Origin of the sequence: Terasakiella pusilla DSM 6293 (assembly GCF_000688235.1) — a bacterium.
Lineage (GTDB): Bacteria > Pseudomonadota > Alphaproteobacteria > Rhodospirillales > Terasakiellaceae > Terasakiella > Terasakiella pusilla.
In genome coordinates, this window is record NZ_JHYO01000038.1 from 17209 (window position 1) to 27485 (window position 10277).

Below are 10277 nucleotides of genomic sequence, written 5' to 3' on the forward strand. Positions count from 1 at the left end.
CCAATATTTCAAAATGTTGGGCGAATGTTAGCTATATGCAGCCACCATGTCTAATGGATTTCCATCATTTAGATCACGCAGCCTCATATACTTGAGAATTAGAGTCTTCGTTTTTCCAACGCATCAACCAGTTCAGCAAGAACTTCAAGGTCGCCATCAGGAAAGGTTTTGAGGGCATATTGAATTTTTTGTGTAGCTTTTGTGAGTTCTGTTTCGGTAGTGGGGAGTTCACAATCTTCAAAGAAAGCGAAAATGGGACATTCAAGTTTTCGGGCAATTTCTTCCAGCGTCCCAATAGATGGGGAAACGTGACCGTTTTCAATCTTTGAAATTGTCTCAACGGTCTTCAATGTGGCACGGGCAAGCCTTGCCTGTGTGAAGCCTTTTTGCTTTCGCAGTGCCCTTATGCGGCGACCTATCTGTTTTGTTAGTGAATCCATCATGTGATGGATATTGCTCTAATTATTCAACTTTAACTATTGACGCAATTAGTCATTATTTTTTATTGTCGTAAATGTTCAATTTTTAAGCTTGTTAAATTTATTCAGGTTGAGATGGGTGGGGAATGAATAATCAAAACCGCAATTGCTGTCATCAAGGGGCCAATAATGAGTAATATGCTACATTTCAAAAACCCGAACACGGGTGAAGTCAAAGTGCTGAAACCCGGGTTCAGTTGGTTGGCGTTTGTTTCGCCAGTTCTTCTGGGTATTCCGCTGTTCATACGCCGCCAGTGGATGTTTGCGGTGTTGGCTCTGTTGGTTTTTCCAGTGTCGCTTATTATGGGAGCTATAGTAGGTTTTAAACCCAGCCCAGCTATTACAATTGCCCTACTGTGTAGTGCAGGATTGGGAACTGCATTTGGTTTTCTTGCCCATGAAAGTTACATCAAATCATTGGTCGGGCGTGGCTTTAAACAAGTAAGACAAGATCAAGAAGATCATTCCCCAGTTCGGCAGGAAACGACTGAAACACTAAAACGAAAACCAAAAATGGTCATGTTCGGCGGGGCATTGGCTGGTGTGGCGTTGATAGCTGTTGTGGTCTTTTCACAAATGAATGGCTCTGGCTCATCTTCAATGAAAGTTGATCCAAGCACGGGATTAATCGAACCAAGCCAATATACCATTGATAATCATTACTTACCCCGTTGCCAGACAAAAATTGCAAACCTCATGCTTAACCCCGAGACAGCCAAGTTTTACGAAGCGGAATACCGTTATTGGGATAAGTCAAGACGGACCAATATGCGCGGTGGGCTAACATTAGCAGCTTTTGAGAACCTTCCTTCTACTGAGCAAGAAGAACGTCAGCAAAAAGAACTGGAAAATAATGGGCTGGTGTTTGCCCAAAACCTTTCAAACCTGCCGCTGGTCAATGTGAAAGTGCGTGTCAAAGGTCATAACCGCTACGGCCAAATGGTGACGAGTTATGGCATCTGTAAATTTTCAGAACGTGGTCAACCTACTGCCGAAATAGAGGAATAATTCATGAAAACAATTTTGATGGTCGCGGTAACTCTCATGACCATGACAACTGCTGCAAATGCATTTGAATGGTCGTCACAATCGCGCACAAACTTTTCAAAGCTGTGTACAAACCAAGGCTTTGAAAAGAGTGTTTGTTCCTGCACGGCATCCTCCATGAAGAAATATATGCCCGAAGAAGGTATCCAAAAATGGATGTCGGATTACAAGAACAAAGCACTGCTTCCAAAAGGGCACGTTCCCTACATTTTTACAGCGCTGACGTGCCGCAATGGGGATGACTGGCTGCAACGTGCTGGTCGTGTGGAATAAACAATAAGGAAATTGAAAATGAAGACATTACTGATCGCGTTTGCCCTCTTACTGGCAGCAGTCAATGTGCAAGCCGAAGAAATTCGAGCAGGGTGGATTGCAGGTAATTTACACAAAAGCTGCATGGGGCGTGATGGGGCAACAGATGCTTTCTGCGAATGCGCCGTGAACAAGGTCTATGATGCTGATTACACAGATAAGCAGCTTCAAATCTTTCTGGATGGTCCAAAAGATAATTCTGACAACAAATTGGTTTGGGAAATCGGCGATTACTTCTGGCCGGGATTGAAAAACACCTGTTCTCAAGATGAAGTCGGCATTCGAGCGGAAATGTATCGTGTTTGTGGAAAAACAGTAGACCTTCTCTTTGATGATAGTGCCGAGAAAACCTGTAACTGCCGTGCCGATATTGGAATGCAAAGTGAACCTTTGGCTGTTCTGTATGGATATTTCTCGGCTTCTCCCGATAAAAATGATCCTGACCGTAAAAAGCTTATCGCGATGCTGGAAGGCAAGAGCGCATCTGTGAATGCAAAATGCGGTGGTTAATCATCATAATGTTGGCATGGGCGACTTTTCCCGCTCATGCCACCACTGACCAAGAATTAATGGACCCAAACCATTGGCTGGAACAAGAACGTGCCGCCCGTGGTGTTGGTGCGTCAGGAATGCACCTAAAAGAACGCGCCGAATATTGCTATGAACAAAAGCTTGCGGTGAATAGAGTGTTCAGTAAAGCAGCGCATAAAGTCTGGTCCTTCTCAGTCAACAAAACGGACGGTTTTATGGTCATGACTGACATCCAAAGTTTTGAGCGAAAATTACGCAATGCTTCTGAATATGCTTATAAAAAAATTGGCAAAGCCATGCATAATGGCGCACCAACATCTGAATGCGGTTATCAACGTGATGACGCGATCAAAACGATGAATTGCATTATGCAGGTCTTGCCGCACTTCAAATTGATCGGTATTACAGAGAAAGAGTTCCAAACTGTGGACTGTGCATGGCAAATGGACACCAGCCGTCCTTAACCTGCCAGTGCCTCAATATGTCGCCACACGCGGGTTTGTAATTTTCGAAGCTCTTCCAGCCCGGCTTCATATTCACCACGTTCTTCATTAAGTGCGGATTTAATAGCTTTTTCGGTATCATTTGCAATAGTCGTCAAAGAAAACCACAATCGAACCCACGCGGATAAATCTGGTGATGTATCCTTCGCCCATTGTGATCTAATCGTACTATCACCATAGCCGAACAGGTTGCTGTAATCATCTGCCGTTTCGACCGTTCCAAGGCTTTTCAAATCTGCATAAAGCTCACGGGTATCCATCAAATTCACCTTCTCGATTTCTAAATATTTATCATTTCAGAACCGTGGTGCTGCCCCGGGAACAGAAATTGATAAATAAAACCAGATAATTTTTGAAGAGAATAATGATGCCCTTTTATGAAGACCACGTAGCAAATATTGTCAAAAAATACCCACATTGCTTCCATTTGGAAAGCAAACTTATCAGCACCTTTGAACGTTTGGACCAATCACCTACACCCCATTTGACCACAGATGGAATCGGGTTGAGTGCCACCCGGGAAACGTTGGTTGCAGAACGGGAACTCTTTGATTGCTATCAAATTTTCATACACGCAAAGACCAAAAGCGACTTGGACCAATTGATGGCGTTGGTTTAGTGGCCTTTGGGCCATAACATTCTGTAAATATTGCCTAAACTATACTCTTGAACTTGGCCGCCCTTATCAGTCGGCCATATGCTTTTTCTATGGAAACACAACAATGAGATTCGTCATGAAAGAGCTTAAATTCAGCACACAGAACCGTCCAACTGTTCAGCAAAAACGGCGCAAAAAAGGCGAAGACGTGATGATTGAGGGGATCGAAAACCAGATAGCTTTGATTAATGACCCGAGCTACAAAATTGAACGTTATCGTTATGTCAATCATGAAGACGAAAATGGCAATATTATCAAAAAGAAGAAGCTGGTTGCCGCCAAGCCCAGAGAGTGGTTTTGGAAAAATGAAGCCGGAATTTGGCTGGTAGAATTGCGGTACGGTTCGAGCTACATCTTCGAAATCGAACCCGGGAAACCTTCCATCGAATGTGGATCAAATAAACAGGACATTGTGGAAGTCTTGGAAACCATAAAAAAAATGATCCTTGAGGGAAAACTCGATAAACAAATTGCTGACTGTAAAGATCGTGCGCGTCGTCGTGTGAAATAACAGATGTCATTTAAAATGACATCAGGCGGCTTCGGAGTGCGGGTTTTCGCACTCCGTTTTAGCGTTATCATCGAGTACAGGTCGACCTGAGAAATCTTTAAAATTACTATACGCAGAACTTGATTGATAGACAGGATAAGCGAGGTGCTGATTGTAAGCGTTTATGCTGGTGATCGGTAATTTAATCTCCTTAATTGTGTCTGATGACATGCCCACCCAAAACTTATCCGCGTCAGGAATAATGCCGTTGAGTTTCAACTCGGCAATCTCATCATCCGCATTTGCAATACGCTCACGAGAATCAATGGCAAACTTTTCATTTAGTTCATATCCGACAAATTTTCGATCATGCGCAAGTGCGGCAATGCCAGTTGTACCGGACCCCATGAATGGATCAAGAATAACGTCATCTGGTCCAGATAAAAATTCGATCAATCGCGCAGGGAGGTCAACACGAAACGGCACCGGGTGACCATCATCATTACGACTTTCAGGACGCAGGAACCAGTTGCTGATGGTTGCGGACAAAAAGGTGTCACGGGAACAACTTTCAACACTGGAATATTTCTCACGTTTGAATTCATCGCCTTTGTAGAACAGAAGGATGGGTTCATGTTCTTCACGAATGCTTGGCGCTGATGCACGACGATAACTGCCCCAACCCGTTGACTGGCGTTTAACGCCATCTTTAATCCAGTTAATGCGTCCAAAGCTTTTAAAGCCAACTTCAAGCATCAGGTCGGTCCACTTGTGCGCCAAAGGGTAATTTGTTTTACCCGCCGTTTCAGCAACATTAATTGCAACCCGTCCACCATCTTCGGTCACACGGAAAAGTTCTTCTGCGATTTGACGTTTTTCATCCCAATAAACATCCCAATTCAGATTGTCCTGAACATCTCCATAATTAATACCGACATTATAGGGCACAGAGGTTACGGTCAGCCCGATGCTGTCATTCGGCAGGTGTTTCATATCTGCACAGCTATGATGATGGATCACATCAGTGACGAAACCGCGTTTATTAGAGAGTTCCTTGGCGCGTTTTTGGCGTTCGATGCGTTTCCAATATGCCACGGGCTGATCAGGAATGCTCGGATGGGAACGGTCATGGAACGTGTAGCCGTTAATGGTTGGATTTTCATGGAAGTATTTGGTGAACTTTTCATGATTGCCCCAAATCACCAAAACCATTGGTTCTGGCAACCCTTGTTTGAACGGAACCAGATTATCATTTTCATCATAATGTTCAAAGCGCATGCGCTTATCAATCAAGAACACCTTTGCATGAGAACTGACAAACTTAGACCAATACTGCGCATCAAATCGGCAGGGAAACAAACCAATGACGGTTTCAGCTTGCGGCTTACGGCGTTTGCCAGCACTTTCGGTCGGCGCATTTCCCATTGATTTACACCAGACGGAATCAGCGGCTTTTTCGACCCACTTATTGAGGTGAAGATATTCCGGGTTCATAAACACAATCCCGTTCCAACGTTTACTCAGACCATCATCCTTGCGCGTAAAATACTTTTTAGCCTTCACCGGGGCAGTTTCATCTTTACGAGGGCTGCATGGGTCCAGATCGAACGGACGGTTGTCATTGGCGATATAAAGGGCTTCGAGAAAGCACTGGGGAGTGTAAGCCTGACAATTGCGATCTACCGCTTGCCCGTAATAGTGTTTTTTGGCTTTCGACTTTTCCGAACGATTATCATTTCTGGCTTTTTTAACGGTTGTTTTTGGTGGTGTAGGCTTATCTGGCGGCGGGGCATCTTTAATCGGAGTAGCAATGGAAGTCAGTTCATGGAACGTGTTGGCATTGAGATAGTTCACGCCAAGAAGCTGGGTTGCTTTTTTCTTCTCAGCCGCAGCATTCGACGTATAGCCATGCACAAACAGGTTACATTTACCGAAGCGTTCACGGTTTTCCAGACTGTCATCAACGGTGACAAAGCATTTGTGCTTGGATGATTTCACCAGTTCAGCCAATTCAGACATGGCAGCTTCATCGAACGTATTATTATAGATGCTGTCACCAGCCCCGATATAAGGTGGATCGACAATCTGGAAGACATCTTTGCCCGGTGCCGTCAGGACAGGCTTATAGTCCCCAAGGGTGATTTTCACGTTTTTAGAAATCAGTTCGTGAAATGCCCACAGACGGTTAATCATCGACATTTTCATGCCCCGGCCATCAGTTTCATAACTATGGTTATATCCGCATTTTTGATCGCCGCCAGCATAAGCCAAACGATTGACGACAAAGAAAGCGACTGCAATTTTCAAACGGTCTTGGTCACGCACATCAACAAGTTCACCATGTGCGGCACATTCCGCCAAACGAGCATATTCCGTTTTCAAAAGTGCTTGTTTCTCGTCGAACAGAGAAAGACTACCCAGCCCGTGTTTTTCATAGATTGTAGCTAATTGAGCAATCATTTCAGAAGGATCGCCTTGGAGAACCTTCCAAAAGTTAATAATCACCGGGTTCAGATCATTGATCCAATAACGAGAAGCGACACCATTCTTAATGGCTGCCATTGAGGTCGAAGCGGAATAGCAGAAGGGTTCGCGCCACTCACCGACCTTCACGGGGGATGCTTGGACAATATTTGGGGCAAGTTTGGACTTTCCGCCGATTGCACGGATCGGAGAATTGTGTGTGCTTTGAAGAATTGCTGAAACTTTCATATATCTCTCCTTTACTGTTTCAGACGAATTTTGATGGCGTTGCCATATTGGGCGACATAATCCGCCCAAATTTCGGGTGACCCGCCATAGCCTGCGTAGCTGCCTTGACCGCTTTTCAGCAGACGGATCGTGTTCATGGTATAACCTGTTTCTTCCATGAGAATGGCTGGGTGGTCGGGTGAGGTGATGACGTTAAGGTAACGCTCTTCAAGGCTACCGGGGTAACGCTTGCGATTATCATTAGCCAGCTTCATCTCCTTGAGAAACGAACGATAATTATCGGCGAAATAAATTCCCCAGTTTGCAAGGCTTCCACCGAAATCGGCATACGCACCAGAACCAGATTTAATCGCTTTCAACGTCTGGGGATGGCAGGCATATTTTTTGAGCAATTCGGTGGGTTTCAAATCGCAATGTTCGATTTCAAATTTCTGGGCGGAAGTCAGGTGTTTACGTGTCATAGTCATTATGCAATCTCCTTCTGTGCATTGGTTTTAGGGGTATTGTCGTTTGCGGACTGTTTCTTAGCTTTGGCAAAAATCATGCTTTCAACCTTGCTGCTGTTTTCTTCGAAGACACCGTGGATGACGAAGTTCTGGTCTTCATCCATCTCTGCCAACAGCAGGATTTTACCTCTGCGGCCAGCCAGCACTTTGTCTTGGTCGGGGCAGATTACCCATGCAGGTTCATCGTCATCACCCGCTTCTTCGCCAAGCTGGATCATGTGCTCCGCGATGTATTCATTGATTTTGGCGACTTTGTTTGGTTTGGGCTTGTCTGAATTAATTTTCTTGCGCCATTGTGTGACCAGTTTGTCGTTCCCCACTTTTTGAAGGCGTTCCAGCAAGTCATGGAACGTAACTGGAATGGCTCCGCCAGTTTGTGCAGTAGTTTCATCGGCGAAATACTTCAAAGCCAGCAGCACGTTCATCCACGTATTGAACTGGCGACGCATATCTTTTTGGAATTTCGGATCGTTTTGGGTGAACATCCACTTAATAACGGTCAGGGCGATTTCATCTTTCGCATCTTTTCTGACTTTGATGCCAGCACCTTTAGCAGCAGCCATAAATGCTTCTGGTGCTTCTAAAGCCGCAATGTAAACAAAATACGCCTTAACAAGCGCAAAATAGAGTTGCAGGTTCGAACGCCCCAAACCTGCAACAAAAACAGCTACAGCTTTTTTCACCTTACGGGCATCAGCATTAAATTGTTCGATGGATTTCATAAGAATTCCCCTTTCTAAAAATGAATAAATGAATTTGAAAATTAGGCTGCCAGAGCAGCCGCAGATGGCGGCTGCTTGGTTGGCTCACGATTGTCGTTGGCCGCAACCAAAGCCTGAGACAGATACGCGCTATAGTTTTTGTTAGTTACGACCAACACATAATGAATTTCCCTTGTCATAAAATTTCTCCGAAAATAGGTTGAGTGGGTGATGACAGATTGTTTTCAATCATCACCCAGAAGGCATGGTCTGCGTTATGCGCGAACCCGATAAGGTGCGAGTTCTGAACGTGTATAAGTTGAGATGACATCACGTCGTTTGCGATTCACGGCGGGGTGGTCTGTCGGGAATTGAAGCCAGTATTTCCCATCGATCATGGGAGGTTGTTTCACGCGCTTGCGCTTACCTTCCACAATCTGCCATTCAGCATGAGCTGTTCCCCATTGCTTGAAGAACAATGGAACACGTGCAGAAAGGCATTGATCACGGATCGAACGAACCCAATCAGGGTCCATTCCACGGGCAGACGGACCACTTTCACCGCCGACAATGACCCAATCCACATCAGCCAAGTTCAGTTTTCCCAAATCCTCAATCAGAGGCTCCAAGCTCAAGAACTTCACTTTGGCAGAAGATGAACGAAGACCATCAATTGCCTTCAAATCAGACTTGCTGCACACGGACACACCGAGCCACATGTTTTCGGGTAATTCCATGTCCAATTGAGCAATGCGCTCATGGCGTTTCGTGAGAACTTGGTAAACATGTTGCGGCGTGTTTTTGATCAGGTTGATGTACCAGTCGATTTGATCATCGCTGACATTGCGATGGAATGTATCGCTCATGCTGTTTATGAAAATCATTGACGGGGTGGAAAGAGAGCGAACGCCTTCACTTAGGACTTTAGGGGCAAAATTGATTTTGCCCGTCCAATCCAATTCGTCTTTATGGTTCTTGTGAACCACGCCTTGATATTTGACATAACCTTGCGCTTGCAAGCGGTTAGCCATACGGATCGCATAACATTTGTCACAACCTTTGCAGTATCGGTTGCAACCAACCTGCGGGTTAAATGTTTCGTCCGTCCATTCAATTTTAGTAGCCATAATGACATCCTAAATTTAGGTTAGAGACCAAGTAGCAGCGAACCTGCATACTCGCCCTGACTAATCAGGATGCTTTTTTTGGAACGGGGAAATTATGATACCAAAAGCCTATTTTATGCTGGCCAATGCAATTCTGGAATTCATTGATAAGACCAAAGATGAAGCGGTCTTTGATGAAGAGCTTTACATGTTATGGATGCTGGATGTTTTGAGCCAGCCAAGATGTGTACGAGATTTACTTTTTAGAGTTAATCCCAAAGAACACACGCAAGATACACTTCCTCTTGCGATAACTTCTGAAAGACACCGAAACCTGCTCAATAAAAATCGTATTTTTGTTCATGCTCAAGCTATGGGATATTTACGATGTGGGGTTGAACCAACGCTATCAGTTAGAAACCTGACAAATGCAGGTTTGAGTAAAGCCCACTTTCTTTATGCGGAGTATGCCAAGCACGTTCATGACGATAATTGGATCAAATCTTCAATTGGTCGTAAAAAAGGCGAGATCAGAATACCTGTTAAATCGCCTGAAAAAGAAATTCAATCTCGGTTTTTTCCTCGGTTGTCCCAAGAATACCCCAAAGGCAGTGCTTCTCCAAAAGCATTGGAAGAACTTGGAAAAGTGATACTCGATCTTGAAACGAGTGATTTGACTTTACCGGAAGAAATGAGTGTGAAGGATGTGTTAAATGCAGCCCCAAAAGCATCCTTAGCTGAACGTGAAGAAACGAGGGAATTAAAGAATTATATTGTGAATACGCTGGATAGTGCCGGAGAACGTTACTCCGCATTACGACGCTGTGGGCTTGACCCGAATGATTGGTATTCTGCACCTGAACCAAGCATCTCCACATTACGTGAATTTGCAAAGTTTATTGATGAACTGTGACGTGCCCCACTTTGGTGGTCCAACCGCTATGTTAGTTTCTGGCTATTATTGTCGTCCTGATGTGGCGACTGGAGCGTAGCGTAAGTCAGAACATCAGGACGAGGCAAGAGTGTTTTTGGTGCCGGAGGCTTGTAGCCCAGTGAACTGTGCGGACGAACTTCATTGTAAAACTGCCGCCAGCGTTCAATCAGAACCTTTGCCTCCTGCAAGGTATAGAATATTTCTCCGTTTAAAAGTTCATTGCGAAGCTTGCCGTTAAAGCTTTCGTTATAGCCATTTTCCCAAGGTGACCCCGGCTCAATATAAAGCGTTTTGCAAC

At 44.7% G+C, this 10277-nt stretch carries 14 protein-coding genes; 6 read left to right on the forward strand and 8 right to left on the reverse strand.

Annotation, left to right across the window (positions count from 1 at the left end):
- Nucleotides 1-98: 98 nt before the first annotated feature.
- Complete coding sequence (locus Q397_RS0118280) at nt 99-443, reverse strand: helix-turn-helix domain-containing protein (protein ID WP_028880644.1); 345 nt, start codon at nt 441-443, stop codon at nt 99-101.
- Between the two features lie 165 nt (nt 444-608).
- Here Q397_RS0118280 and Q397_RS0118285 point away from each other — a divergent pair, with 165 nt between their 5' ends.
- The 4 genes from Q397_RS0118285 to Q397_RS0118300 are packed head-to-tail and all read left to right on the forward strand — an operon-like array spanning nt 609 to nt 2833.
- Nucleotides 609-1487, forward strand: coding sequence for a hypothetical protein (locus Q397_RS0118285; protein ID WP_028880645.1), 879 nt, complete (start codon nt 609-611; stop codon nt 1485-1487).
- 3 nt (nt 1488-1490) lie between these two features.
- Nucleotides 1491-1799, forward strand: coding sequence for a hypothetical protein (locus tag Q397_RS0118290; protein WP_028880646.1), 309 nt, complete (start codon nt 1491-1493; stop codon nt 1797-1799).
- A gap of 18 nt (nt 1800-1817) precedes the next feature.
- The gene (locus Q397_RS0118295; protein ID WP_028880647.1) at nt 1818-2348 is read left to right on the forward strand and encodes a hypothetical protein; all 531 of its coding nucleotides are present in this window, start codon (nt 1818-1820) and stop codon (nt 2346-2348) included.
- 8 nt (nt 2349-2356) lie between these two features.
- Nucleotides 2357-2833: a hypothetical protein gene (locus tag Q397_RS0118300; protein ID WP_156950783.1), complete on the forward strand. Its 477-nt coding sequence runs from the start codon at nt 2357-2359 to the stop codon at nt 2831-2833.
- Here Q397_RS0118300 and Q397_RS0118305 read toward each other — a convergent pair.
- Complete coding sequence (locus Q397_RS0118305; RefSeq protein ID WP_028880649.1) at nt 2830-3132, reverse strand: hypothetical protein; 303 nt, start codon at nt 3130-3132, stop codon at nt 2830-2832. The genes Q397_RS0118300 and Q397_RS0118305 overlap by 4 nt on opposite strands.
- A gap of 474 nt (nt 3133-3606) precedes the next feature.
- Between Q397_RS0118305 and Q397_RS0118315 the strand changes: the two genes are divergently transcribed.
- On the forward strand, nt 3607-4041 hold the full coding sequence (locus Q397_RS0118315; protein WP_051610312.1) for a hypothetical protein: 435 nt from the start codon (nt 3607-3609) through the stop codon (nt 4039-4041).
- Nucleotides 4042-4062: 21 nt separating this feature from the next.
- Here the strand turns inward: Q397_RS0118315 and Q397_RS23305 are convergent, their stop codons facing one another.
- From Q397_RS23305 to Q397_RS23310, 5 genes are all read right to left on the reverse strand, one after another.
- Entirely contained in the window at nt 4063-6732 is a 2670-nt protein-coding gene (locus tag Q397_RS23305) for a DNA methyltransferase (RefSeq protein WP_038014725.1), read from the reverse strand.
- An 11-nt stretch (nt 6733-6743) separates the two neighbouring features.
- Complete coding sequence (locus Q397_RS0118325; RefSeq protein ID WP_028880652.1) at nt 6744-7199, reverse strand: hypothetical protein; 456 nt, start codon at nt 7197-7199, stop codon at nt 6744-6746.
- Nucleotides 7199-7960, reverse strand: a complete 762-nt coding sequence (locus Q397_RS0118330) for a hypothetical protein (protein ID WP_028880653.1) — start codon at nt 7958-7960, stop codon at nt 7199-7201. Before Q397_RS0118330 ends, Q397_RS0118325 begins: the two co-directional genes overlap by 1 nt.
- A 41-nt stretch (nt 7961-8001) precedes the next feature.
- The gene (locus tag Q397_RS25090; protein ID WP_156950784.1) at nt 8002-8139 is read right to left on the reverse strand and encodes a hypothetical protein; all 138 of its coding nucleotides are present in this window, start codon (nt 8137-8139) and stop codon (nt 8002-8004) included.
- Between the two features lie 75 nt (nt 8140-8214).
- The gene (locus Q397_RS23310) at nt 8215-9066 is read right to left on the reverse strand and encodes a DUF5131 family protein (RefSeq protein ID WP_051610314.1); all 852 of its coding nucleotides are present in this window, start codon (nt 9064-9066) and stop codon (nt 8215-8217) included.
- A gap of 94 nt (nt 9067-9160) precedes the next feature.
- Between Q397_RS23310 and Q397_RS0118340 the strand changes: the two genes are divergently transcribed.
- A complete protein-coding gene (locus tag Q397_RS0118340; protein ID WP_028880654.1) occupies nt 9161-9958 on the forward strand; it encodes a hypothetical protein in 798 nt (265 codons plus the stop codon).
- Nucleotides 9959-9984: 26 nt separating this feature from the next.
- Here Q397_RS0118340 and Q397_RS24830 read toward each other — a convergent pair.
- Nucleotides 9985-10277: integrase core domain-containing protein (locus tag Q397_RS24830; RefSeq protein ID WP_240475102.1), on the reverse strand; the 293-nt coding region annotated here is incomplete at its 5' end.

What these genes read in the sequence shown, in the direction of transcription:
- Q397_RS0118280 (WP_028880644.1), bottom strand. Translation starts at nt 443, where the DNA reads ATGATGGATTCACTAACAAAACAGATAGGTCGCCGCATAAGGGCACTG.
- Q397_RS0118285 (WP_028880645.1), top strand. Translation starts at nt 609, where the DNA reads ATGAGTAATATGCTACATTTCAAAAACCCGAACACGGGTGAAGTCAAA.
- Q397_RS0118290 (WP_028880646.1), top strand. Translation starts at nt 1,491, where the DNA reads ATGAAAACAATTTTGATGGTCGCGGTAACTCTCATGACCATGACAACT.
- Q397_RS0118295 (WP_028880647.1), top strand. Translation starts at nt 1,818, where the DNA reads ATGAAGACATTACTGATCGCGTTTGCCCTCTTACTGGCAGCAGTCAAT.
- Q397_RS0118300 (WP_156950783.1), top strand. Translation starts at nt 2,357, where the DNA reads ATGTTGGCATGGGCGACTTTTCCCGCTCATGCCACCACTGACCAAGAA.
- Q397_RS0118305 (WP_028880649.1), bottom strand. Translation starts at nt 3,132, where the DNA reads ATGGATACCCGTGAGCTTTATGCAGATTTGAAAAGCCTTGGAACGGTC.
- Q397_RS0118315 (WP_051610312.1), top strand. Translation starts at nt 3,607, where the DNA reads ATGAAAGAGCTTAAATTCAGCACACAGAACCGTCCAACTGTTCAGCAA.
- Q397_RS23305 (WP_038014725.1), bottom strand. Translation starts at nt 6,732, where the DNA reads ATGAAAGTTTCAGCAATTCTTCAAAGCACACACAATTCTCCGATCCGT.
- Q397_RS0118325 (WP_028880652.1), bottom strand. Translation starts at nt 7,199, where the DNA reads ATGACTATGACACGTAAACACCTGACTTCCGCCCAGAAATTTGAAATC.
- Q397_RS0118330 (WP_028880653.1), bottom strand. Translation starts at nt 7,960, where the DNA reads ATGAAATCCATCGAACAATTTAATGCTGATGCCCGTAAGGTGAAAAAA.
- Q397_RS25090 (WP_156950784.1), bottom strand. Translation starts at nt 8,139, where the DNA reads ATGACAAGGGAAATTCATTATGTGTTGGTCGTAACTAACAAAAACTAT.
- Q397_RS23310 (WP_051610314.1), bottom strand. Translation starts at nt 9,066, where the DNA reads ATGGCTACTAAAATTGAATGGACGGACGAAACATTTAACCCGCAGGTT.
- Q397_RS0118340 (WP_028880654.1), top strand. Translation starts at nt 9,161, where the DNA reads ATGATACCAAAAGCCTATTTTATGCTGGCCAATGCAATTCTGGAATTC.